This window comes from Ramlibacter tataouinensis (assembly GCF_001580455.1).
GTDB lineage: Bacteria > Pseudomonadota > Gammaproteobacteria > Burkholderiales > Burkholderiaceae_C > Ramlibacter > Ramlibacter tataouinensis_B.
In genome coordinates this window covers 1,369,138-1,393,208 of sequence record NZ_CP010951.1, presented here as the reverse complement: position 1 = coordinate 1,393,208, position 24,071 = coordinate 1,369,138, and the positions used below count along the sequence as shown (strand labels likewise).

At 66.9% G+C, this 24,071-nt stretch carries 21 protein-coding genes; 7 read left to right on the top strand and 14 right to left on the bottom strand.

Features of this window, described 5'->3' with window-relative positions; genetic code table 11:
* Nucleotides 1-42: 42 nt before the first annotated feature.
* The 5 genes from UC35_RS06715 to UC35_RS06695 form a co-directional block, all read right to left on the bottom strand.
* Nucleotides 43-444 carry a hypothetical protein gene (locus UC35_RS06715; RefSeq protein ID WP_061497415.1) on the bottom strand — a complete coding sequence of 134 codons (402 nt, stop codon included), beginning with the start codon at nt 442-444 and terminating at the stop codon, nt 43-45.
* A gap of 133 nt (nt 445-577) precedes the next feature.
* On the bottom strand, nt 578-922 hold the full coding sequence (locus UC35_RS06710) for a hypothetical protein (protein WP_061497413.1): 345 nt from the start codon (nt 920-922) through the stop codon (nt 578-580).
* A gap of 117 nt (nt 923-1,039) precedes the next feature.
* The gene (locus tag UC35_RS06705) at nt 1,040-1,588 is read right to left on the bottom strand and encodes a TetR/AcrR family transcriptional regulator (protein ID WP_061497412.1); all 549 of its coding nucleotides are present in this window, start codon (nt 1,586-1,588) and stop codon (nt 1,040-1,042) included.
* 249 nt (nt 1,589-1,837) lie between these two features.
* Nucleotides 1,838-3,550: a hypothetical protein gene (locus UC35_RS06700; RefSeq protein WP_145979363.1), complete on the bottom strand. Its 1,713-nt coding sequence runs from the start codon at nt 3,548-3,550 to the stop codon at nt 1,838-1,840.
* A gap of 449 nt (nt 3,551-3,999) precedes the next feature.
* The gene (locus UC35_RS06695) at nt 4,000-4,515 is read right to left on the bottom strand and encodes an FUSC family protein (RefSeq protein ID WP_061497408.1); all 516 of its coding nucleotides are present in this window, start codon (nt 4,513-4,515) and stop codon (nt 4,000-4,002) included.
* 37 nt (nt 4,516-4,552) lie between these two features.
* Between UC35_RS06695 and UC35_RS06690 the strand changes: the two genes are divergently transcribed.
* Entirely contained in the window at nt 4,553-4,780 is a 228-nt protein-coding gene (locus UC35_RS06690; protein WP_145979362.1) for a DUF3820 family protein, read from the top strand.
* 81 nt (nt 4,781-4,861) lie between these two features.
* Here UC35_RS06690 and UC35_RS23455 read toward each other — a convergent pair whose 3' ends face one another.
* Complete coding sequence (locus UC35_RS23455) at nt 4,862-5,089, bottom strand: hypothetical protein (RefSeq protein ID WP_145979361.1); 228 nt, start codon at nt 5,087-5,089, stop codon at nt 4,862-4,864.
* 137 nt (nt 5,090-5,226) lie between these two features.
* Nucleotides 5,227-5,598 (bottom strand): DUF4148 domain-containing protein, encoded by a 372-nt coding sequence (locus UC35_RS06685; RefSeq protein WP_158513865.1) that lies wholly within the window; start codon nt 5,596-5,598, stop codon nt 5,227-5,229.
* Nucleotides 5,599-5,970: 372 nt separating this feature from the next.
* Between UC35_RS06685 and UC35_RS06680 the strand changes: the two genes are divergently transcribed.
* The 4 genes from UC35_RS06680 to UC35_RS06665 all read left to right on the top strand — a co-directional run bounded on the left by UC35_RS06680 (nt 5,971) and on the right by UC35_RS06665 (nt 15,353).
* Nucleotides 5,971-6,666 (top strand): response regulator, encoded by a 696-nt coding sequence (locus UC35_RS06680; protein WP_145979360.1) that lies wholly within the window; start codon nt 5,971-5,973, stop codon nt 6,664-6,666.
* Nucleotides 6,635-8,491, top strand: coding sequence for a hybrid sensor histidine kinase/response regulator (locus UC35_RS06675; RefSeq protein WP_082792751.1), 1,857 nt, complete (start codon nt 6,635-6,637; stop codon nt 8,489-8,491). Before UC35_RS06680 ends, UC35_RS06675 begins: the two co-directional genes overlap by 32 nt.
* Nucleotides 8,451-14,357, top strand: coding sequence for an alpha/beta fold hydrolase (locus UC35_RS06670; protein ID WP_061497398.1), 5,907 nt, complete (start codon nt 8,451-8,453; stop codon nt 14,355-14,357). The genes UC35_RS06675 and UC35_RS06670 overlap by 41 nt, the downstream gene beginning before the upstream one ends.
* Nucleotides 14,358-14,561: 204 nt before the next feature.
* The gene (locus UC35_RS06665) at nt 14,562-15,353 is read left to right on the top strand and encodes an alpha/beta fold hydrolase (protein ID WP_061497396.1); all 792 of its coding nucleotides are present in this window, start codon (nt 14,562-14,564) and stop codon (nt 15,351-15,353) included.
* Nucleotides 15,354-15,401: 48 nt separating this feature from the next.
* Here the strand turns inward: UC35_RS06665 and UC35_RS06660 are convergent, their stop codons facing one another.
* Nucleotides 15,402-15,905 carry a cupin domain-containing protein gene (locus UC35_RS06660; RefSeq protein WP_061497394.1) on the bottom strand — a complete coding sequence of 168 codons (504 nt, stop codon included), beginning with the start codon at nt 15,903-15,905 and terminating at the stop codon, nt 15,402-15,404.
* Between the two features lie 350 nt (nt 15,906-16,255).
* Between UC35_RS06660 and UC35_RS06655 the strand changes: the two genes are divergently transcribed.
* Complete coding sequence (locus UC35_RS06655) at nt 16,256-17,359, top strand: SMP-30/gluconolactonase/LRE family protein (RefSeq protein ID WP_061497392.1); 1,104 nt, start codon at nt 16,256-16,258, stop codon at nt 17,357-17,359.
* Nucleotides 17,360-17,385: 26 nt separating this feature from the next.
* Nucleotides 17,386-18,435, top strand: a complete 1,050-nt coding sequence (locus UC35_RS06650) for a histone deacetylase family protein (RefSeq protein ID WP_061497390.1) — start codon at nt 17,386-17,388, stop codon at nt 18,433-18,435.
* 23 nt (nt 18,436-18,458) lie between these two features.
* Here the strand turns inward: UC35_RS06650 and UC35_RS06645 are convergent, their stop codons facing one another.
* The 6 genes from UC35_RS06645 to cyoB are packed head-to-tail and all read right to left on the bottom strand — an operon-like array spanning nt 18,459 to nt 24,071.
* Nucleotides 18,459-18,998 (bottom strand): response regulator transcription factor, encoded by a 540-nt coding sequence (locus tag UC35_RS06645; RefSeq protein ID WP_061497389.1) that lies wholly within the window; start codon nt 18,996-18,998, stop codon nt 18,459-18,461.
* 3 nt (nt 18,999-19,001) lie between these two features.
* Nucleotides 19,002-20,303: an ATP-binding protein gene (locus UC35_RS06640; RefSeq protein WP_061497387.1), complete on the bottom strand. Its 1,302-nt coding sequence runs from the start codon at nt 20,301-20,303 to the stop codon at nt 19,002-19,004.
* On the bottom strand, nt 20,303-21,046 hold the full coding sequence (locus UC35_RS06635) for an SURF1 family protein (protein ID WP_061497385.1): 744 nt from the start codon (nt 21,044-21,046) through the stop codon (nt 20,303-20,305). Before UC35_RS06635 ends, UC35_RS06640 begins: the two co-directional genes overlap by 1 nt.
* Nucleotides 21,047-21,060: 14 nt before the next feature.
* Nucleotides 21,061-21,441, bottom strand: coding sequence for a cytochrome o ubiquinol oxidase subunit IV (gene cyoD / locus UC35_RS06630; RefSeq protein ID WP_061497383.1), 381 nt, complete (start codon nt 21,439-21,441; stop codon nt 21,061-21,063).
* Entirely contained in the window at nt 21,438-22,061 is a 624-nt protein-coding gene (gene cyoC / locus UC35_RS06625; RefSeq protein ID WP_061497382.1) for a cytochrome o ubiquinol oxidase subunit III, read from the bottom strand. Before cyoC ends, cyoD begins: the two co-directional genes overlap by 4 nt.
* A gap of 18 nt (nt 22,062-22,079) precedes the next feature.
* Nucleotides 22,080-24,071, bottom strand: a complete 1,992-nt coding sequence (gene cyoB / locus UC35_RS06620) for a cytochrome o ubiquinol oxidase subunit I (protein ID WP_061497380.1) — start codon at nt 24,069-24,071, stop codon at nt 22,080-22,082.

The window sequence follows — 24,071 nt, the reverse complement described above, 5'->3', positions numbered from 1 at the left end:
AAGCTTGGCCCAGCGCGCCATCAGATCGGACGAGGCTTCGGCCTATTCGCGCGCGTAGGCCTGCGATTCGGTCAGATCGCGCTTGAGGTCGACGGCGGCGTGCACCGTCCGCATCAAGCCCACGCGGTCCCGAACATGCCGGTCATCCAGCGCGGCGAAGTCCTTGAGATCGCGTACGAAATCGCTCGTGGCCGCCGCGGCTGCGGGCGTGAGTGCCAGCGAGGGTGCTTCCTTCGCGAGCGCCGCGGCGAAAAGGCCCAGGACGTGCGGCCGCAGCGCCGGTTCGCGCATCCCGGCTGCATCACCGCGCGGGTCCGCGTGGTTGATGCTGCGACTGTGGTTCATCCCGCCGCCGCCAGGGTAGCCTTGCGAACTGGCTGCCAGCGCCAAAGCACCGAGCGTGAGGGCGACCGCGATCGATCGCATGCGGATGACCTTCTTCATGCACGGATGCTAGCGGCCAAGCGTCGGCCGAATGTGAGGGGCAGGTAAAGACCGGCCCGGCGTGCTCGGGATTCAGTGTCCGAAGCACGGCTCGCGTAGCCGCGGCCGGGCGCGGCGTGAACCGCGCCGGCGCTCAGCCCATCTGAACTTCCTTCTTCAGGCTGGAAGCTTCCTGGTGTGCCCGTTGCACGGCCTGCTGCAGGCGCGAATCGACATCGCGCGCCTGGCGGCAGGCGTCCATGGCGCGGTCGCCGGTCTCTTCGAGCTGCGCGACCATGTCGCGCAATCGGCTCGCGTCGCCTTGCTGCTGTCCGCCGCTGCTGCTGCAAGCCTGCTGCAGTTGCCTGGCCTGTTGGTGCATCGTGTCGACGCGCTGGCGCAGGTCCGCCGGCACCGATCCGGCTCGCATGGCCTGTTCGGCGTCATCGGCGCATTGCTCGATACGGTCGACCCGTTGCTTCAGTTCGCTCATCTGCATGGAATCCTCCTTGAAGTGCGAACAGTCAGCCTAAGCACTTGCCGGGTGACGCCGCGCCGTCCAGGGGCTATTGCGATGTAGGAGAGGTGCCGACACGGCCGCACGCCGCCGATGGGTTCAACTCGAGAAGCTTGGCTCGAATCCGCGCAGCATCAGGTTCGTCAGGAGATCCACGACGACGGGCCGCTCGACGTTTTCGTTTTCGATCCACCACTTCGCCAGCTGTTCTGCCGCTCCAGAGAGTGCGTGGGCCTGCATCTGGACCTCGGTGAGCGCGATCTGGGGCATGAGCGGGGAGAGTAGGGCCGTGATCTTTGCCACCGTGTCGAACCGCAGTTGCCTGGCCTCGCCGACGACGGGCCCGGCCACCGCGGCGCCGCCCCCGAACAGCAGGCGCCACGCCGCGCGGTCCTGTTCGACGAAGCGAAAGTAGCCGTCGATGCCCGCGCGCAAGCGCGCCTGGCCATTGGCGTGCGCGCTGGCCGCCTCCGCCAGGCGCTCATCGAGCTGTTGCCGGGCATCCCGCAGGCAGGCCAGGTAAATGGCGTCCTTCGAGCCGAAGAGGTTATAGACGATGGGGCGGGAGACGCCGGCAGCCTCGGCGATGTCTTCCATCGACGTGCCTTGGTAGCCCTTGGAGATGAACAGTTCGAGCGCAACGCCCATGATCTGCAGCGCACGCTCGGCACGCGGCAGTCTGATCTTCTTTGGCCTGGGGGGATTCAATGAGGCGCTTTCGAATGGGGCGGTCCGGGTCGGTATTGTGTCAGGCCGCAGGATCGCGACTTCGCGCCTGCTGTCTGCCAGGAGCAGCGACGGATTCCCCTGGCGGCGGTTCCGAACGTCATCGGCCTCGCTCAAAAGAAAAGAGCCGGGATCGAGTGCTTTCCACCCGATCCCGGCCCGGCTTGGGGCTTACTTCGTTGCGAACATCTTCACGGTTGCAGCCCAGAGGTCATCCACCAGGTCCCATCCGGCGGCATTGGTTTCCTCATAGTGGCCGGCCGGCTTCGCGATCTGGGAGCCCACGACCTGCCCGTAGTAGCAGATCGCCTTGACGGCCGGACCGTCCGCGCCCAGCGCGGCGAAGAATGCCGGGTCATCGAACACCTTCTGGCACTTGAGGCCACCGATCCAGGTGGGCGACTCGATGACACCGCGAGCCGCCAGGTCGGCGCAGCTGGCGCCCGGCACCGCGGAAAGGGAAATCGCGTGGCACTGCAGGCGGTAGTCCGAAGCCGGCACGAAGTAGCCCAGTTCGTCCGTACCCAAACCGACGAAGAACGTGACGGGCTCCTTGACGAGCGACAGGTAGTTGCCGGGAATCGCGAACTTGTCCGCCGCGACATGCTCGGCCGGTGCCGTGAAGTACTTGGAGGACGCGGTCGTGAAATCGCTCGGCAAACCCACCACCAGTTCGCCGGGCAGTTCACCCGGGACGAACAGCATGCCCACGTCACCGAAACTGACATGCGCCACGCGCGACTTCAGGACGTCGCCCTTGGACAGGCGCAGGCCCATGGCCGGCGTCAGCACCGGATCGCTGACCGTCTCGGTCGCCGCCGCGGCGACGCAGTTGGCATCGGTGAACGGCTTGCCGGTGCAGTTGTAGGACGGCATGGGCTTCCAGCCGAGCCCGCCCGTAGCGATCAGCGCGCGGAAGCCGAGGTTGGTCAGGCGGCTGTAGAACTCCTGCTTGCGAACCGTGATGGTCTGGAAGGGCGTGACGCGACGGGTAGCCAGCAGCGCAGTGACGGCGTTGGCCAATTCGTTGCCGACGGACTCGGTCTTGGCAAAGGACTGGCACTCATACTGGTTGGTCTTGGTGCAGGTGGCCAGCGGGACCGCCCCGGCCGGAACAGTCGTTCCGTTGCCCACCGGGTGGTCCTTGTCAACCACCCAGGTCGAGGCATGCAGCGGGCTCGCGAGGACGCCCAGGGCACCGTTGAAGTACGCGACTTCCCCGCCGCGACTTGCCTTCAGTCGTGTTTCGAGTACACCGACGAAGTCGCCGGTGAAGTACCGGTCCTTCGTCGTGCACTTGCTTCCGGTCCAGCCCTTGGTGGCGCAAGCTTCGGTCAGACCGGCGGGGGCAGGCGGCGTCCATCCCAGGGTGGTCTCGGGATGCGAGTTCCACTGCACCATGGTGGCGATCGACCTGCCCGTCGCGCTGGAGTCGAACGCCAGCACGTTGAGCCGGTTGTCATAGATGAGCGGATCGCGCTGATCGAACGTTCCGTAGTTGTGCACGCCGTTGGCCACCGAGGCCGTCGCCGGTTCGACCGCTGCCGCAGCAGCCACCGCCGCCTTGACGAACTGCCCTGCCGCCATCTCGAACCACTTGGGGTTCGGGCCGAACGCCGTTTCGGGACCGTGGTGGTTGTGCGAGGACGAGATCAGCACTTCCGCGTCCGCCCACTTGGTGGGCAGCGCGGCATGGATGCGCTGCGAGATTTCGTCGACGTCCGCCTTCAGGATCATGTAGGTGTTGTTGGTGATCAGGATCAGGCGCTTCCCATCACGCTCCATCGCAACGGCAGTGACGCGAATGTCGTCATGAACCCACGATCCGTCGCTGTTGCCATTGCCGACATTGATCACCCCCTGGTCCCATGCGGGGACGAACACGCCGGGGTTGTCCGGGTTCAGCTTGGAGGCTGCAGGCCAACCCGGCGCGCTCGCGAGATAGGCGCGCCCGCCATTCACCGTCGGCAGAAGACTTTCGCTCGCGGCCCCCACGAGAAGGGGCGGTGTGGCAGGTGCGGCTGCGACTGGCGGTTCGCTGCTGCCACCGTTGCCACCGCAACCGGCGAGTGACGTCAGCACGAGGCAGCCTAACAAGGCGGTGAGCTTTCTCAATTTCAGTTCCTACTTGAATGCACGCCCTCGCTTCCCGAGGGCCAGGGTCAAAACTCCGACTGGGCCAATCCTTTGGGCTTACAAGTTGCGAACCTGTAAGTTACACAACTGTAAGTTCAAAGCTCATCAGCAGGAATCGGAGAAAACCCGACCAGGCAGCGCTGGCAGGGCGGGAATTCCTGACCCAGCCTGCTCGCGGAGTTGAAGTAGAGCCAGCGTCAGGAATCGACGCTCTTCGGCGGCTCGATCTTGATCAGCTTGGGCACAAAGCTCACCAGCACTGCCATGCCGATGCCGAGCACCGTTTCGGCGAAGCGAAACAGCGCGTACACCCAGGGCTGGTCGCCGTGTTCGAGCACAACGATGCCGCAGACGTAGCCGGCAATCTTGGCGGCCGGCTGCAGGCGGAGCAGGCCGCTGATGAACATGGCCACCAGGATGCTGGCTCCGATGGCGATTGGACCTGCGGGGAGGAATTGAGTGAACACGGCGCCCGCGACTGCCCCCACCACCGTCCCCGCCAGCCGCCGCCAGGCCAGTTCGCGCGTTTGCACCGGCGAGATGTCGGTGACGATCACTGCGCCGACCAGCGCATAGAGCGGGTACTGCAGCCGGAGAAGGTGTGCGATGGCCACGCCCAGCGCCGCCGCCAGGGACGCGCGCACGGCCAATTGCAGGGCGGTCAACAGAGTGGGGGACAGGATCACTTCACGACCTCCGCGCAGGATCAGCACAACTGACGCCGGCGAATCAGCCTTGACAATGCAGCCCATGACGGATGCATTGACGCGGCTGGTGCAGGTGCAGATGCCTTACGGCAAGCACAAGGGCACTTTGATTGCCGACCTGCCGGGAGGCTACCTGAACTGGTTCGCGCGCGAGGGGTTTCCGCCGGGGGAACTGGGGCGCCTGCTCGCCCTCATGCATGAGATCGACCACAACGGGCTGAAGCACTTGCTGGCGCCGCTCCGGAAGGGCGGGGGCGGGGAGTCCAGGTAGATCTGCGCGATCCGCCTGTTCGACGGCCCCGCAGCAAGCCGCAGGGCCGCCTTTTATTGGCATCGACCGTTGAACGGCGTCTCAGAACTGCGGTGGCATGGGCTCGATGGGGGCTGACCGTTGTTCTTCGACGAAGAACGACGGCAGGTAGGCTGCCTGCGCGTTGGTGTCCCCGGGCCCTTCGTGTGATCGCTCGCTCTGCACGTTCGGTTTCGGAACTTCTGCATCGGTGTGATGCCAGCTGGCAATGGCCGTGGCAGCGAGGGCAGCGGCTACGGCTGTGAGGGTAAAGGCCTGGTAGGTCAGCATGTCCTTGACTCCTTTGCCGCTCCTTGTCTCTGGGACTGGCCAACGTGGCGGCGGCTTCGTGGCAGGTCCTTGGTCACATTCACCGTCAGCAGACCTGGCAGTCCCGGTCGGAGAGTTGGCTGGGACTGCCGGGCGTTTCAGCGCTGGGAGCCGGCCATCATCAGGTCGTGGCGGGCGGGCTTGGAGGCGAGGTAGGACGAGCCACTGTCCTCACCGGTGAGCGCCCTCACTTCGTCGCGCGAGCCGATGTACTCGTCGCGCACTTGTTCGCGCGAGAGGCTGCTCTGGAAGGGCGTGTCGGCCGGCGCTTCGCCATAGGCCATCCGGAGTTGTTCCGCTTGCCCCATGACCTCGGCGCGGACTTCCGCGCGGGTCTTCGAGCTGACGAAGGGCGCGGTGTCGATCGTGATGTCTTCGGCGTAGGCGCCGGCGCTCGTCATCGCGGCGAAGGCGAGGGCAGCAGCGGCCGTTCCGGTGATGATCAGGGCAGATTCGAGATTGCGGTTCATGACGATCTCCTGCGAGCGGTTTGACATCTAGACATTGGCGGGCCCGCTCTATCGCCCGTCCGTCCGCCCTGGTGGGTATCACCACGGGAGAGAGAAATGACAGGCGAAGTATGGAAACCGGCTCTCGAATCTCAATCCCACGGACGTCTATCCAGAAGGCATGGCGGCGCCGGCCAAGGTTTGGCAGATGGCCGGCGGGTTGGGTGATTGCGGACTCGATCAGCAATCCAATGAGCCCGCGCAAGGGGCGGCGTGCGTGCGCCGGCCGAAGTGGCCTGGGTGGGTTCCCTCCGAACCGAACCGGTTTGGCCAAAGGTTTAGGCGCGCCGAAAATGGATTAGCTCGTCGGGCCGAAGGTTTATTTGTTATCCAGTGCGCGCTGCCTATCATTGGTTAGCCCCTGACGGGCGACCGAGGCTCGCGATGCACATCCTGATCGTCGATGACCATCCGCTCTTTCGCGAAGGGTTGAAGACGCTTCTCACCGCGCTGGATCCGGCTGTGCGAATTTCGGATGCCGGCAGTGTCGACGAAGCGGTTGCGTTGCCGGCGGCGGAGGCGCCTGACCTCATCCTGCTGGACATGAACCTGCCCGGGGTCAGTCGGCTGGACGCCCTGCAGCAGGTGAAGGCCGCCCACGAGGGGGCTTCGGTCGTGGTGGTCTCGGGCGACGAAGACCCGCTGCTGATTCGCAGTGTCGTCGATGCCGGCGCCGCCGGATACATCCCGAAGACCACCGATACCTCGCTGACCATCCAGGCGCTGCGACTGGTGCTGGCCAACGGCATCTACCTGCCGCGCATCGCATTGAGCACGGGCGGATCCGCCGCGCCGGCAGCGCCGTCAGCGAAGGCCGCCAATGTGCCCGAGTTCAGCGGCCGGCAGCTCGCCGTGTTGCGATGCCTGTTGCAGGGCAAGGCCAACAAGGTGATCGCGCGCGAACTCAGCATTGCCGAGGGCACGGTCAAGGCCCATCTGTGGTCCATCTACCAGGCCCTGGGCGTCAACTCGCGGGCCCAGGCCATGTACCGCGTTCATGAGCTTCACATCGGCGGCCTGGCCACCTGAGGCCGCGATGAAGTCCAACGGCCAGGCCGGCACCGAACGCATCGGTCCGGAGCCCGCCCAGGAGTTGATCGAGCTGCTCGCTCGCGAGGCCCGGCGGGTTCCCGTGCCGGTGTTCCTGTCTTCCCTGCTGATCGCCGCCATGGCGTGGCAGCGGCTCGGCGGCGTGCTCCCCTGGATTTGGCTCGGCGTGGTGGCCGTCGTGCTGATCCTGCGCTGGAAAATTCTGGGCGGCCTGCCCACGGCTTCGCTGAACCTTCCCGACAAGCTGCGCGTGGCCGTGCTGATGAGCGCAGTCAACGGCCTGGTCCAGGGAACCTCGGTCGGTTTCGGCGTGGCGCTCGACACGCCCGAGCGCGCGGTGCAGTCCATTCTTCTCCTGACCCTGTGCGTCGGCTCGGTCGCGACGACCGGCGGCTACCGCCCGGTGTTCCTGGCATTCATCGCGCCGACCCTCCTGCCGCTAAGCGTCATGTGGGCGCTAGGCACCCCGGTGGGCTCTCCCCACTGGGTGGACTTCTTCGTGGCCTCGCTGGTGCTTGTTTTCGGGGGGCTGATGCTGCAGCTGGCCCGCGACACGTTCCGGCTGCTGAAGGAGTCGTTCGCGATCCGGCGGGAACAGGCGGAGCTCAACCGCCAGCTTCGCTCCGCGCTGGAGGAAGCCGAAGCCGCCAACCGCGCGAAGACGCGCTTCCTGGCCTCGGCCAGCCATGACCTGCGCCAGCCGATGCACACGCTCTCGCTGTTTGCCGCGGCGCTGACGATGCGGCCCCTGGACGAGCCGACGCGCCAGATCGCGAACCACATGAACACGGCATTGCAGACGCTCAACGCCCAAGTCGACACGCTGCTCGACGTGTCCAAGCTCGATGCCGGGGTGGTCCCCGTCAACCCGACGACTTTCTCGATGTCCGATTTCCTCGCGCGCTTGCGCGATGAGTACCTGGAGGTGGCGGGGGCGAAGCACCTGGCACTCACGACGCAATGTCCGCCCGATGCCTATGGCGAGACGGATGAGGTCCTGCTCGCCCGCATCGTCAGGAACCTGATGGAGAACGCCATCAAGTACACACCAAGCGGCGGCATCGCGGTGCGCGTCGCGGCGGCGGGCGACTATCGTTGGCTGCTCAGCGTGGAGGACACCGGGATCGGGATCCCCGAGGCCGAACACCACCGCGTGTTCGAGGAGTTCTATCAGCTCCACAACCCGGAGCGGGACCGCACCCGTGGGCTCGGGCTGGGGCTTTCGATCGTCCGCCGCCTGGCACAGCTGCTTGAGCTCACGATCGAGCTGCATTCATCGCCGGGCCTCGGGACGAGATTCGATATCACGGTGCCCAGGGGCCGCCGGACGAGGGCGGCTGCCGCGGGCGCCGGCCGCCCCTTGGACGCATCGCATCCGAGCGCGTCGCTGGCAGGAACGCGAGTGCTGGTGCTGGACGACGAAGAGGCCGTCCGGACGGGAATGGAAACCTTGTTGCAGGCCTATGGCTGCGAAGTGCGGTTGGCGGGCTCCATCGCCGAAGCCGTCACGCAGTGCCAGTCGATCACGCCCGACATCCTGCTGGTGGATCTGAGGCTGCGGGGAGAAGAGAGCGGCATCACGGCCATCGAGCAGCTGCGCGCCCTGCATCCGGCCGTGCCGGCCATCCTGATCAGCGGGGACACCGCCCCCGATCGCATCAAGGATGCGCATGACGCGGGGATCGCGATGCTGCACAAGCCCGTCTCGCCGGAGACGCTGCACCAGGCCATCACCTTCGAAGTCAGTGCAAGGAGCGCGAACCATGAGCAAGAAATCGCCGCCCGGCAGCATGGACACGCCTGAGCCGAGAGCCACGCGCTGGCTCTCGAAGGGCTTTGAAACGCTGGTGGCGCGGCTGGAGCAAGATTCCGGGCGCACGGTGGACAGCATCGACTTCGACGTGGTCATCGTCGGCACCGGCTACGGCGGCTCCGTCGCCGCCGCGGAACTGGCGAAGACTCGAGGGGACCGGCGCATCTGCGTGCTGGAGCGTGGCAGCGAGCATCTTCCGGGGTCGTTTCCATCCCGGATGGCCGAGCTTCCGGGCCATGTTCGCTTCTCCACGATGAAGGCGCACCATGCGCGCGGCATGCATAAGGGGCTCTTCGATGTGCGCATCGGCGATGACCTCTGCGCCGTGGTGGGCAACGGGCTGGGTGGTGGGTCCTTGATCAACGCGGGCGTGATGGCGCTGCCGAAGAAGGAGGTTTTCGCTTCCCTGCGCTGGCCGGCAGCGCTCCGCCAACAGGGGACCGTTGACAGCCTGCTCAAGACTGGAGAGGCCCTGCGGCAGCGCCTGGGCGCAATGCACACGGTGAAAGACGTGGCCGGCCCCCCGCCGCTCAAGTACCAGGCCATGGGCAAGTTCCACGAGGGCGTGCGGGTGGATCCCCTCCCGATCACGGTCGCCCTGACCGATACGCCGGCCCAGGGATTCCACACCGATGCGGGCATCCGGATCGATGCGTGCGTCCGCTGTGGCGATTGCGCGACCGGCTGCAACCACAACGCCAAGGTCTCGCTCGATGTGACGCTGCTGGCGGAAGCCAGGCAATACGGAGCTGAACTGTTTACCGGCGCGACCGTCCTGAAGATCGACAAAAAGCTCGACCTGGCAGAGAAGCCCGTGTGGCAGCTGCACGTGGTTCACACCGACCGCCAGCTTCGGCGCCGACAAGGGGAAGCGACGGTGATTCGCACCCGCCGCGTCGTGCTGGCGGCCGGAACCTTCGGCTCGACCGAGATCCTGCTGCGCTCGCAGGGCGAAGGCCTCAGGCTGTCCAACAAGCTCGGGCACCAAGTGTCGTCCAACGGCGACCTGATCGCCGCTGCCTACGACGGCCCCGAAAAAGCCAACTGCGCAGGCAACGAAGACGAGGACCCGTCCTCGGTCCCCGCTGCCAGGCAAGTCGGCCCGACGATCACGGGGATGGTCGATCTTCGCGACCGCGATACCGACGGCATGGTCATCCAGGACCTGGCGGTGCCCGGCCCGCTGCGGTCCCTGTTCGAACAGGTCGTCACCACGTCGGCCGCGGTTCACCTCCTGGCGAAGTCGGACGAAGACCGGCACAAGCAAGATATGCCGGATGTTGTTTGCGCCGTCGACCCCGCGAAGATCAACAAGACCCTGGTCGTCGCCATCATCGGCCACGACAGCGCAGACGGTGTGATGAAGCTCAATGCGAGCGATGCCTGGGACAACGGCGACGGTGCCGCGACCATCCAGTGGCCCACGCTCAAGAACGATCCGCAGCTGCTGGCCCGGCATGAGCGATACCAGAAGCTGTTGAAAATCTCGCGCCCAGGCGCCTCGCCCGCCCGCGCATTGCCCAACCCGATGTGGCGAATGCTTCCCGCGGAACTCAACGATCTGCTGGGGGGTGAGTCCGGCCCGCTGCTGACCGTGCACCCGCTTGGCGGGTGTCCGATGGGCGATGACGCTGCTTCCGGCGTCGTCGACGCATGTGGCCGTGTCTTCGACGCCGCGTCGCGCGCGACGGGCGCGGTCCATGAAGGGCTGGTCGTCCTCGACGGCTCCATCGTCCCCGCCTCGCTCGGCATCAACCCCGCGCTGACGATCGCCAGCCTGGCACTCAGGGCAATGGGGCAACTGCGAAGCGAGTGGGGCTACACAGCGACGACCCCGAAGGACGACAAGATCCGCTGCCGCCCCTATTTCATCAAGGCGCCGGGACTCAAGGCGCCGGGACGTGCCGAGGCTCCGCAGGACACCAAGGTCGAAGTGCTCGAGCGCCTGTCCGGCCCGGTGGCCATCCGGGGCATCCCGGGCTCCGGCGGCTCGGCCCCGCACGTCGAACTGACCTTGCGCTTCGACCCGATCGCCATCAAGGACCTGATGTCCGGGACCCAGGCCGCCACACTCCACGCGCAGGCCGCTCACGGGCTGCTGCGCGTATTCGCGGAAAAGCAGCCCGAGGACAGCGAGCCGCCGAAAGACAAAGCCCTCCTGACCGCGACGGTCGAGGGATCGCTCAGGGTCTTCAGTTACAAGCCGACATCGCCCTTGCGCCGCCGTTGGCGAGGCCTTTGGGCATGGTTGCTCAATCGAGGCCTTCGCGACTCGGTGCTCTGGACCATCGATCGATGGAAGGCCGGGGGTCCCGCGCCGGAGAATGACAAGGGCCTTGCGCAGGAGGTCATCGAGCGGGTCAAGAGCCTGTGGGCCTTGAGTTCACGTGCAGGCGGCGCGCGCCTGTTCGAATACAAGCTCCGGATCGTCAAGGTTGAATCGCCGACCTTGCCGGCCGATGTCCGACAGTGGTTCGAAGGCAAGCCGATCGAGGGCACCAAGGAGCTGACCTACTCGAGGCGCGCGAATCCCTGGCGGCAGTTGTCGGAGGTGTCGCTGACGAAGTTCCCGCGCATGCGGGGCAGTCCTGTCCTCACGCTGGATCTGGGCTACCTGGCGCGCCAGCAGGTCCCCTTGTTCAGGATCGTGCAGCAGCAGGACCACGTGAAGGCGCTGGTCGATGTGGCCTCCCTCGGCCTCTACCTCACCAGGATCCTGCTTCACATCCACGCCTGGAGTTTCAGGCTGCCGGACGAGCCGCAGCCGCGCGACATTCGCCGGCTTCCGGGCTACGTGCCGGGCCTGCCGCAGCCGCAGATCCACGAGTTTCCGGTCGACGGTCCGCGCAACGGCCAAGCCGTGATGGTGCGGCTGACGCATTACCCGCACTCCGGCCGCAAGCGGGCGCAAGCGATCAAGGCCAACCGGGCCGCGCAGCAGGCGATCGAGACACCGATCCTGCTCATTCATGGATACAGCGCGAGCGGCACCACGTTCGCCCACCATGCGGTGCAGCCCAACATCGCCACCTCCCTTTGGGAACGCGGCCGCGACGTCTGGATCGTCGACATGCGCACCAGCGCCGGCATGCCGCATGCCAAGGCGCCGTGGAACTTCGAGCAGGTCGGAATGGCCGACATTCCGGTGGCGGTACATCAGGTTTGCTCGATGACCCGTGCCAAACAGATCGACGTGTTCGCGCACTGCATGGGTTCGGCGATGCTGGGCATGGCGCTCCTGGGCAACAAGGGCTCGCGCTACGACCGTTTCCCGGAACTGCGGCAAGAGCTGCCGAACAGGATCCGGCGCCTGGTGATGTCGCAGGTGGCGCCCGCCGTGGTGTTCACGCCGGCCAATACCTTCCGCGCCTACGCGATGCAGTATCTCAGGCACTTCCTGCCGCTGGGCGACTACGAGTTCCGGCCGACCGGCCAGCGCACGCAGTTCGACCGGATGGTCGACCGGCTGCTGGCCACCTTGCCCTACCCGGAAGAGGAGTTCGACCGCGAGAACCCGTTCTGGCCACCCTGGCGCCGGACGCCCTGGGTCGGCACGCGCCATCGCATGGATGCGCTCTACGGCCGCGATTTCAACGTCAACAACGTCACGACCAGGATGCTGGACTACATCGACGACCACTTCGGTCCCCTGAGCATCGAGACGGTGTCGCAGGCGGTGCACTTCGCGCGCGTTCGGGCCATCACGACCAAGCAAGGCTTCAACGAATTCATCCGGCCGGATCGACTGTGCGACAGCATCCGCTTTCCCGTCATGCATGTGCACGGCTCGAACAATGGCCTGGCGTCGAACCGCACGCCGGAGCGCTATCGGAAGGTTCTGCTGGACAGTGATGCCAGGTTCAACGGCAGCTTCCTGCGCAAGCTGTACGAAGCAGGGCACCAGGACCTGCTGATCGGCAGTCCCGCCACGGGCATGCTCAAGGACGTGAACGGCTTCTTCGAAGGCGCGTTCGATGCCATCACGGCAGCCGAGCCCGCGGTCGTCCAGGACGCCTTTGCGGCACGCATCCCTGCCTATGGCGTACGCGCGCCCCTTCCGTTGGCCGGCGGCGAGCGCTGCTCTCTGCGCGACGAGAGCGCCAGCGGCGCTCCGGTGGCGGCGCTGCTGGTTCCGGTGAGACGGAGCGTAGACCGGAGCGGAGACCGCTATCTGCCGGTCGACGCCAACGGGCAGGCGGTGGAGCCCACCTCGGATCGGCTCGTCGAACTGGTCGCATGGAGGGCGCTCGAACCGGTGTCCCGGAACAATCCGGCGACCCGCTACACCTTCGAGCTGAATGACTACGCCCTGCCGGCGGGCGCATCCGGGATTCTGGTCCTGGTCCTGTACAGCCAGTCGGCCGCCATTCAGCCCGGCATCGACCACGCCAGCGATGCACTGGCTGCCCACATTGCCGGGACGAAGACAGGTGGCATGGGGCTGGCGGGCTTGGCTGCGATCGCCGCCGATCCAGAAGGTGTGACCCTGACCGACCGCGGCGTGTCGAAGGAGCTGGCCGGCATGGCGCTGGAGATGGCGGATTCGGTGCAGCGCACGCTGCGCAGCGCGAGCAGCGTCGAGCTTGGCCTGGGCGTCCTGTACCTGACCCACCGCCGTCTGTCGCAGGCATCCACCTCGCCCAGAAGCTTCGCGCTCGCGAGCTGCCAGTACCCTGGGGGCATCCTGGATCGCACGCCTCCTGGCACACCGGACAAGGCGCCGGGAGGCCCGAGCGACGCTTCCTACCGGCGCCTGCTGGACTGCCTCGAGGACAAGCGCGCCGCGGGCGGGGAAGCCGAGCCGCCGAAACCCGATTTCCTGGTTCTGGCGGGCGACCAGATCTATGCCGATGCGACGGCGGGCCTGTTCGATGTCCGGCGGCTCGATGACCGGTATCGCGTTTCCTATGAGGCCTTCTTCGGGGCGAGAGGTCCGCGATCGGTCTTGTCCCGGCTGCCGACGGTGATGCGGCTCGATGACCACGAGATCGATGACAACTGGGAACCCGACCCGGCCGGCGCCCATGACGGCAGGGAAACCGAGCGCCTGAAGCGCAGGGGCATCCGGGAGTTCCTTCGCAACCAGTGCGACACGGAGTTCGACGCGGCGTCACCACCGAAGCTGTGGGATGACAAGCTGGTCCACGGATTTCCCTTCTTCTGGGCCGATGCGAGAACGTCGCGCGATCCGCGCACGGCCTGCTCGGTCGGCACCGCGAGCATGCTGGGTGACGATCAGACCCTGGCCCTGGACCGGTGGCTGGCGGACAAGAGCGTCCCGGGCCCGCGCTTTTTCGTCTCCGCGCCGATGGTGCTTCCGCGTCATCTGGAGACGCGCGGCGCCGGCGTCGCCGCGGCGCTCCGTTCGGACGGCTGGGATGGGTTCCCGGCATCGCTGCATCGCCTGCTGGCCAGGGTCTATCAGCGCGGGATCGACGATGTCATCTTCCTGTCGGGGGATGCGCACGTGTCCAATGTCGCCCGCATCGAGATCAGCAAGGTGGGAGTCCCCGGCGTGGCGGTCGTCGCGCACTCGATCCACAGCTCGGCGCTGTACGCGCCCTATCCGTTCGCCAACGGCATCGAAGAGGACTTCGCGGGCAGCGAGACATTCGATTTCTCGCATGAAGGGCAGGACTACCGGTGCTGCGTCGAGACCTGGTCCCCGTCGCGCGGCGACGGCTTCGCGGTGGTGACCGTCTCACACGATTGCGACGGCTGGCTGGTGAAGGTGCGCTTCGATCGCGCCAAGGGCTCGCCCTGGGATCCGGCGAACCGGATCGGATTCTGTGTCGGCGCGGCGGCGGCGCCGGCGAAAGGCTCGAGGGTGCACGGAAGGGACAAGCTGCCTGTTTGACCCGGCGCTGGCCTTCGACCCGGCTGCCTTGCTTGCAGGAGCCGATCACGACCCCGCGCGACTTCAGGGACTCGCGAACCTTGTCCGTGCGGTCGCCGACGGCCCCGGCGACGCTTGTACGAACGGCCCTCGCAGGGCACACTGCGCTTGAGCCCGCCGTGGCGACGCACGGGGTGTGACTGTCAGCCAAGGACCCATCGGACCATGTTCGCCGACATCAACGGTACACGCTTGTACTTCGAGCGCCAGGGAAGCGGTCCGACCCTGCTCTTCATCCACGGCACGACGCTGGATCACCGGATGTGGCGCCGGCAGGTCGAGGCGTTCGCGTCGCGCTACGACGTGATCACCTACGACGCACGGGGCTTCGGGCAGTCGGCGCTCCCGACCGGGGCGTTCTGCCACTACCAGGATGCCGGGGCGCTGCTCGATCACCTGGGCGTCCAGCGCGCAGTGGTTGTCGGCCACTCGAGCGGCGGCCTCTATGCGCTGGAGCTCGCGCTCGCGCGGCCCGAACAGGTCGCCGCTTGCGGCCTCATCTGCGCTGGGATCGGTGCCGGCGCGCCGTTTCCGGCGGATCTCCAACTGCTGGTGGCTCAACTGCGCTCGGCCGCTGCCGAGCGCGGCGTCGACGCGGCCAAGGCGATCTGGCGCTCGTGCAGCCTGTTTGCCCCACTGCGCGGGATTCCTGCGGCGCGCGACGAGTTCGACGCGATGATCGCCGACTACAGCGGCTGGTATTGGCTTCACGGCAGTCCCGCCGGCAACCTTGCACCGCCGGTCCACGAGCGTCTCGAATCGATTGCGGTTCCTGCGCTGGTGGTGGATGGTGGCCGCGATCACGCCTACAACAACGCCATCGCCGATGTACTCGCGGCCCGCATCCCGGGCGCGACGCGCCTGCGGCTGCCGCAGGCCGGTCACATGGCCAGCATGGAGGAGCCGGCAGCCGTCACCCGGGCGCTTGCCGAGCTGGCCGAAGTCGCGTTCGCCTGATCGGCGCGTGGCCCACCAGGGCGCGGGCGCTGCGCGGCCGAGCGGCCGCTAGACGCCGCCGTGCGGGTGCGTCGGGTCCACCCAGAGCACCTGCTCGGGCTGCTCGGCAGGCTCGATGTCCAGGCTCACCGCCACGGCCTCGCCGTCGCTGCGGCACAGCACGCATTCGAGCGTTTCGGTCGGGCTCGCGTTGATCTCCTGGTGCGGCACGTAGGGCGGCACGTAGATGAAATCGCCCGGGCCGGCCTCGGCTGTGAACTCGAGGTGCTCGCCCCAGCGCATGCGGGCGCGGCCCTTCACGACGTAGATGACGCTTTCCAGGTGGCCGTGGTGGTGCGCCCCGGTCTTGGCGTTGGGGTGGATGCTGACGGTGCCGGCCCAGAGCTTCTGCGCCCCCACGCGGGCGAAGGTGATCGCCGCCTTGCGATCCATCCCCGGCGTCTGGGCCGTGTTCGGGTCGAGCTGGTGGCCGGGAATGACGCGCACGCCGTCGTGCTTCCACCGCGGGTCGCCATGGTCATGGCCATGGGAGGGGGCTGCTTCGGTGTTCATCGAGAAAGCCTAGTGTCCTGTCTCAGAAATAGCTTGCATTTCGCGGCGCCGTATCGGGGCGCAGGCAAGGCGCGGGTGCGGGTCAAGCCTGGGCGGCTTGACCCGTGGCCGCAACGCGGCATGCGCCCCGATACGGCGCCGCCCGAAGGGTTCGGCACCTGCGGGGCCCTCGGCGTGCGTCCAGAGGGGGTCAAGACGCCCAGTCTTGACCCCCTCTGGCCACCCACCGATCATCCCCGCAGGCATCCGAACGAAATGCAAGCTATTTCTGAGACAGGACACTAGCATCGCATGGCCTTCCGCGCCGATTGCTTGTAACATTTGAATGCCGCCGACGCGAAGGAGGCAACATGAAGAAGATCCTGGCCGGCCTGGCGCTGGTCGTGATTGCGCTGGCCGCCTATCTGGCGCTCTGGCCCCTGCCGGTGGAACCGGTCGGATGGCCCGCGCCCACCGCACCCGGCTACGCCGGCGCGCATGCCGCGAACCAGGGCCTGGCCCGGCTGCAGCACATCGACCTGAAGGGTGAGACCGGTCCCGAGCACGTTGCCATCGGGCCCGACGGCAAGCTGTATACGGCGGTGGACGGCGGCAAGATCCTGCGCATGAACGCCGACGGCAGCGGCCAGGAGGTGTTCGCGCGGACCGGGGGTCGTGTCCTCGGCTTCGATTTCGACGCGGCAGGCAACCTGATTGGCGCCGATGCGTTCCGGGGCCTCGTCTCGATCGCCGCGGACGGCAAGGTGACTTTGCTGGCCGACAAGGTGGATGGCGACCCGATCCGCTTCGCGGACGCGGTGGCCGTGGCGCGCAATGGCCGGATCTATTTCAGCGATGCATCGACCCGATTCGGCCCGCGCGAGGGCGGCGGGATCATGGAGGCGAGCATGCTGGAGCTCATCGAGCAAGCCGCCTCCGGCCGGGTGCTGGAGTACGACCCGGCGACGAAGGCCACGCGGGTGATTGCCCGCGGATTCTCGTTCGCCAACGGCATCGCGCTGAGCCAGGACCAGCAATCGCTGTTCCTGGCGGAGACCGGCCGGTTCCGCATCTGGAAGCTGTCCCTGCAGGGCGACAAGCCGGCGCAGGTGGCGCTGCTGGAGAACCTGCCCGGGTATCCGGACAACCTGATGCGGGGGCTGGACGGAAAGATCTGGGTCGGCCTGGTCAAGCCGCGCAACCCCGACGCCGACAAGCTGTCTGACCAGCCTTTCATGCGCAAGCTGATCCTGCGCCTGCCGCGGGCGCTGTGGCCGTTGCCCAAGGACCATGGGCACGTCTTCGCGTTCACCGAGGACGGCAAGGTGGTGGCCGACCTGCAGGATCCCACCGGCGCCTATCCGGAGACCACGTCCGTCACGGAAACCCCGGACCGGCTGTACATCCAGAGCCTGCACGGCAAGACGCTGGCCTGGATGCTCAGGCCGACGGTCCAGGCCGGCCAGTCGAAGTAGTCAGGCCCTAAACGTATAGTGGGCGCATGCTGATCCTGCAGAATGACCGGCACCGCGAGCATGCCGGCCGCCACGAGATGTACCGTGGCCGGCTGGTCGAGTGCGTCGAGGTGCCCGAGCGCGCGGAGCTGGTGCTGGGCGAGTTGCATCGCCGCGGTTTCGCGCGGGTGGAGCGTCCTGCGGTCCGCGCCGACATGACGGTTGTCGAGTCGGTGCACGACCTCCGCTACCTGGCGTTTCTGCGCCAGGCGTGGGACCACTGGATTGCGCTGGACTCGGCCAACGCGTCCTTCGACATACTGCCTTCGGTGTGGCCCAACCAGGGGCTGCGACGCGACGCACCCACGCAGAATTTTTCCGCGCAGGTAGGCCGCTATGCATTCGACGCCGGCTCACCGATCACGCGCGGCACCTGGGACGCCTGCCTGGCCGGCGCGGCCAGCGCGATCGAAGCCGCGCGCCGCGTGGCTTCCGGCAGCGAGCGCGGCGCGCTGGTGGTGACCCGTCCCCCCGGACACCATGCCGGCCGCGATTTCTTCGGCGGCTACTGCTTCCTGAACAATGCGGCCCTGGCCGCGCAGACGCTGCGTGATGCCGGACACGCGCGCGTTGCCATCCTCGACGTCGACTATCACCATGGCAACGGCACGCAGAGCATCTTCTACCGGCGCGCCGACGTGCTCACCGTCTCGATCCACGGCGACCCGGCCACCGAATACCCGTTCTACCTGGGCTACGCCGACGAACGGGGCGAAGGCGAAGGCGAAGGCTTCAACCTGAACCGGCCGCTGCCCAAAGGCACGGCGTTCGATGCATGGCGGCGCGAACTGGACATCGCGCTCGAGGCGGTGGCCCGCTTTGGCGCCTCGGCACTGGTAGTGGCGCTGGGCGTGGACGCCTACAAGGCCGACCCGATCTCCGGCTTCCTGCTGGACAGCGCTGACTTCACGACGATCGGCAGCCTGATCGCTTCGGCCCGCTTGCCGACCGTCTTCGTGCTCGAAGGCGGCTACGCGGTGGCCGAGATGGGCATCAACGTCGCCAACGTGGCAGAAGGCTTCTCGCTCGCGGGTTAGTTCCCTGTCCCACAGGACACTGGCTACTTCACCCGCTGCTTTTCCAGTTTGCGGGCCAGCGTGCGGCGGTGCATGCCCAGGCGCCGCGCCGCTTCCGAGATGTTGAAGCCGGTCTCGGCCAGGATCTCGTGGATGCGTTCCCACTCCAGGGTCTTGATCGAGGTCTTGCGCTCGGTCAGCCCCACATCGGGATCACCCTCGGCGCGGCCGAAGGCCGCCTCGATGTCGTCGGTGTTGGCCGGCTTGGCCAGGTAGTGGCGGGCGCCCAGCTTGATGGCCTCGACCGCGGTCACGATGCTGGCGTAGCCGGTCAGCACCACGATCACCATCTCCGGATCCTGCCCGTTCAGGTACTCCACGCAGGCCAGGCCCGAAGCGTCGCCGGCCAGCTTGAGGTCCACCACGGCATAGCCCGGGGGGTCGTCTACTGCCATCAGACCCTTCACGTCTTCCAGGCTCGCTGCGCGCAGCACGCGGTAGCTGCGCCGCTCGAACGAGCGCTGCAGCGTGCGCGCGAAGGCGTCGTCGTCCTCCACGATCAGCAACACGCGCTCAGCTTCCATCGCTCATTTCAATGATTCGGCGGACAGCGCCGCCAGCGGCAGGGTGATCACCACCTCGGCGCCGCCGTCGGGCCGATTGTGCGCCTGGATCTGTCCCCCCAGCACGCGTGCGACATTGAAGGCCAGGAACAGGCCCAGCCCGCGGCCCGGCTTGCCCTTGGTGGACTGGTAGGGGCGGCCCAGGCGCTGCAGGATGGCGGCGCTGAAGCCCGGACCGCGGTCGCGCACGCACAGCCTCAGCGCGTCGTCGTCGCAGCTCACTGCCAGCTGCAGCGGCGCGCCGGCCGGCGCCGCCTCCAGCGCGTTGTCCAGCACGTTGTGGATCATCTGCTTGAGCGCCGCGTCGGAGATGAAGGGCATGTCAGGCAGATCCTGGCGCTCATAGGCGAGGGACGCGACGCTGCGCGTGCGGCGCCAGTCTTCCACCAGGCCGTCCAGGAAGGCATGCAGCGTGGTCTCGGCGGCGGCCTCGCCGCGCGTTTCGCCGGCGGCCGTGAGGATGCCGCTCACGATCGACTTGCAGCGCTCGATCTGGCGCTGCATTTCCTCGATCTCCTCGCGCAGCTCGGGTTCGCCCGCGAACGGCGCCATGCGGGCCCAGTCGCCCAGGATCACCGACAGCGTGGCCAGCGGCGTGCCCAGTTCGTGCGCCGCACCGGAGGCCAGCAGGCCCATGCGCACGATGTGTTCTTCCTCGGCGGCCCGCTGGCGCAGCTGGGCCACCTTGGTATCGCGCTGGCGCAGGTTGCGGCTGATGCGGCCGATGAAGACCACCAGCAGCGAGGCCACGATCACGAAGCACAACAGCAGGCCGCCCAGGTAGTCGGTCGACAGGTTTTCCGCGGCCAGCCCCGGCACGGCCAGTGGGCGGTGCCATTGCGTCAGGGCCACGAAGCACAGGACCGTGGCGGCCACCATTGCCCACACGTAGCGGCGCCGCAGCAGCACGGAGCCCAATACCACCTGCAGCAGGTAGAGGAAGATGAAGGGATTGGTGATGCCGCCGGAGTAGTACAGCTGCCCGGTCAGCACCGCCACGTCGACCAGCAGCGTGCCGAACAGCTCGCCGTTGCGCAGGGGAAGGGACAGGCGCGCGCGCAGGATGCTGGCCACGTTGAAAATGGCCAGCCCCGCGAGCAGCGTCAACATCTCCACCAGCGGCAGCCGCACGCCCAGCGAGAAATGCACGAGCAGGATGGTGGCCAGCTGGCCGGCCACCGCCAGCCAGCGCAACTCCGCCAGCTGCAGCAGGTTCTTGCGGCCCGCAATCCGCTCGGGCGCGCTGCCGGGCGGGGGACGCAGCATCAGCGCGCTCCCGTCAACCGGCGCAGGCGCCGCTCGTCGATCACCAGGTAGGTCATGGCGCCGGCCATGATAGCGGCCAGCGCGAACCAGGTGAGGGCGTAGACGAGGTGGTCGTTCTTGAACTGGACGACGGTCAGCCCCGGCCGCGGCCAGGCGGCTGCCGTGGCCGGCGTGGCCTGCAGGTCGATGAAGAAGGGCGCGACCGGGCCGGCCAGGCCTTGCGCCTGCGCGATGGAGGCGACGTCGCGCGAATACCAGCGGCCCTCGGCCGGAACATTGGCCTGCAGCACGCTGCCGCCCGGCTCGCTGAGGCGCAGCAGGCCGGTCACCGACGCGCTTTCATCACTGCGGGGAATCTGAGCGCGTTGTTCCGGCGGCACGAAACCCCGGTTGACCAGCAGCCAGGAGCCGTCGGCGCGCTGCAGCGGGGTCAGCACCCAGTAGCCGGTGCCCAGCGCAGTGGCCGCTCGCACCGTCACTTCGCGGCCGTAGTCGAAGCGGCCCTGCGCGCTGACGCGGCGGTATTCGTCGGCTTCGCGCGTCAACGTGGCGTTGGAGGAAGGCGCGGGCACGGGCGCGGCCCGCAATTGCCGGTCGACGCGGTCGATCAGCGCGTCTTTCCAGCCCAGGCGCTGCAGCTGCCACATGCCCAGCGCCACGAAGCCGATGAACGCCAGCAGCGCGAAGCCCAGGACCAGCGCCAGCGTGGCGTTGGACCGCGGGCCGCGCGCTTCGGCGTCCATCGTCAGGGCATGCCTTAAGGCATGTTGCGCATGGTCTGCATGTCGTGCACCGGCATCATGTTGGTGTTCATGTGGTACATGACCCAGATCGAGCCGGCCAGCATGATGACCACCAGCGCCACGGTGAACACCATCGCCAGCAGCGACCAGCCGCCTTCCGCCTCGGCGTTGAGGTGAAGGAAGTAGATCATGTGGACCACCATCTGCACGGCGGCGAAGCTCAGGATGACGGGCGCGGTGAAGCTGGCCGGCAAGATCTTGCCCATCACCAGCCAGAACGGGATGGCGGTGAGGATCACCGACAGCGCGAAGCCAATGGCGTAGCCCTTGACGGTGGCGTGGTAGCCGATGTCGCCGTCGTGGTGATCGTGGTGCTCAGTGTGTTGCCCGCTCATTGCAGCACTCCCATCAGGTAGACGAAGGTGAAGACACCGATCCAGACCACGTCCAGGAAGTGCCAGAACATCGACAGGCAGACCAGGCGGCGCTTGTTCTCGTGCGTGAGGCCCAGTTTGCCCACCTGGAACATCAGTGTCACCAGCCACACCACACCGAAGGTGACGTGCAGGCCGTGCGTGCCGACCAGCGTGAAGAAGCTGGACAGGAAGGCGCTGCGCTGCGGGCCCGCGCCTTCGTGGATCAGGTGCGCGAACTCGTAGAGTTCCAGCGACAGGAAGCCCAGGCCCAGCAGGCCGGTGATGCCCAGCCACACGAGCAGGTGCTTCTTCTTGCCGTGCTGCATGCCGATCATGGCGAAGCCGTAGGTGATCGACGAGAGCAGCAGCAGCGCCGTGTTGACCGCCACCAGGGGCAGGTCGAACAGGTCGGCGCCCGAAGGGCCTGCGGCATAACTGCGTCCCAGCACGGCATAGCCGGCGAACAGCAGGGCGAACAGCAGGCAATCGCTCATCAGGTAGAGCCAGAAGCCCAGCAGCGTGCCCTGCTGCGGGTGGTGGTCGCCGTTGTCGTAGAAGACCGGCGCGCCGTGGGCGGTGAGGGTGGTCGTGGATGCCATCTTGTCGTTCCCGGGCGATCAGGCCGCGGCCAGGGCCGCGGTGCGCGCGTCTTCGCTGCGCGTCACGTCGTCGGCCGGGATGTGGAAGTCGCGGTCGTAGTTGAAGGTGTGGATGATCGACGCGGCGAGCATCGCCAGGAAGCTGATGCCGGCCACCAGCCACATGTGCCAGATCAGTGCGAAGCCCATGGCCGTGGCGAGCATGGCGATCACGAAGCCGGCCGCGGTGTTCTTCGGCATGTGGATCGGCTTGAAGCCGGTCGTCGGGCGCTGCGCGCCGCGCTGCTTCATGTCATGCCAGGCGTCGCTGTCGTGCACCACCGGCGTGAAGGCGAAGTTGTAGTCGGCCGGCGGCGAGGCCGTGGCCCACTCCAGCGTGCGGCCGCCCCACGGGTCGCCGGTGACGTCGCGCAGCTGGTCGCGCTTGAGGTAGCTCACCAGCAGCTGCATCAGGAAGGCGCCGATGCCGATGGCGATCAGGCCCGCGCCGACGGCGGCGACCTGGAACCAGATCTGCAGCGACGGGTCGTCGAACTGGCTCATGCGACGCGTCACGCCCATCAGGCCCAGGATGTACAGCGGCGTGAAGGCGACCCAGAAGCCGACGAGCCAGAACCAGAAGGAGACCTTGCCCCAGAACTCGTCGAGCTTGTAGCCGAAGGCCTTGGGGAACCAGTAGTTGATGCCGGCGAAGATGCCGAACACCACGCCGCCGATGATCACGTTGTGAAAGTGCGCGATCAGGAACAGGCTGTTGTGCAGCACGAAGTCGGCCGCCGGCACGGCCAGCAGCACGCCGGTCATGCCGCCGATCACGAAGGTGACCATGAAGCCGACCGTCCACAGCATGGGCAGCTCGAACTTGATGCGGCCGCGGTACATGGTGAACAGCCAGTTGAAGATCTTCGCCCCGGTCGGGATCGAGATGATCATGGTCGTGATGCCGAAGAACGAGTTGACGCTGGCGCCGGAACCCATCGTGAAGAAGTGGTGCAGCCACACCAGGTACGACAGGATGGTGATCACCACCGTGGCGTACACCATCGAGGCGTAGCCGAACAGGCGCTTGCGGCTGAAGGTGGAGACCACCTCGGAGAACACGCCGAACAGCGGCAGGATCAGGATGTAGACCTCCGGGTGGCCCCAGATCCAGATCATGTTCACGTACAGCATCGGATTGCCGCCGAGGTCGCTGGTGAAGAAGTTGGTGCCGACGTAGCGGTCCAGCGACAGCAGCGCGAGCGTGCCGGCCAGGATCGGGAAGGTGGCGACGATCAGCACGTTGGTGCACAGCGCCGTCCAGGTGAAGACGGGCATGCGCATCATCTTCATGCCGGGGGCGCGCATCTTGATGATCGTGACGATCAGGTTGATGCCCGACAGCGTCGTTCCCACCCCCGCGACCTGCAATGCCCAGAGGTAGTAGTCCACCCCCACGCCCGGACTCTGGAGGATCCCCGACAGCGGCGGATAGGCCAGCCAGCCGGTGGTGGCGAACTCGCCGATGAACAGCGAGACCATCACCAGCACCGCGCCGCCCACCGTCATCCAGAAGCTGAAGTTGTTCAGGAAGGGGAAGGCCACGTCGCGGGCTCCGATCTGCAGCGGCACCAGGTAGTTCATCAGGCCCGTGACCAGCGGCATCGCCACGAAGAAGATCATGATCACGCCGTGGGCGGTGAAGATCTGGTCGTAGTGGTGCGGCGGCAGGAAGCCGGCTTCGCCGCCAAAGGCGACGGCCTGCTGCATGCGCATCATGATGGCGTCGGCGAAACCGCGCAGCAGCATCACCAGGCCCAGCACCATGTACATGATGCCGATCTTCTTGTGGTCGATGCTGCAGATCCAGTCGCGCCACAGCGGGGTCCACAGGCGGAACCGGGTGAGCAGCGCGATGACCGCGATACCGCCCAGGACGACGCCGGCGAAGGTGGCGAGCAGGATCGGCTCGTGCAGGGGAATCGCCGCCCAGCTCAGGCGGCCGAAGATCAGTTGGCTCAGGTCGGACAT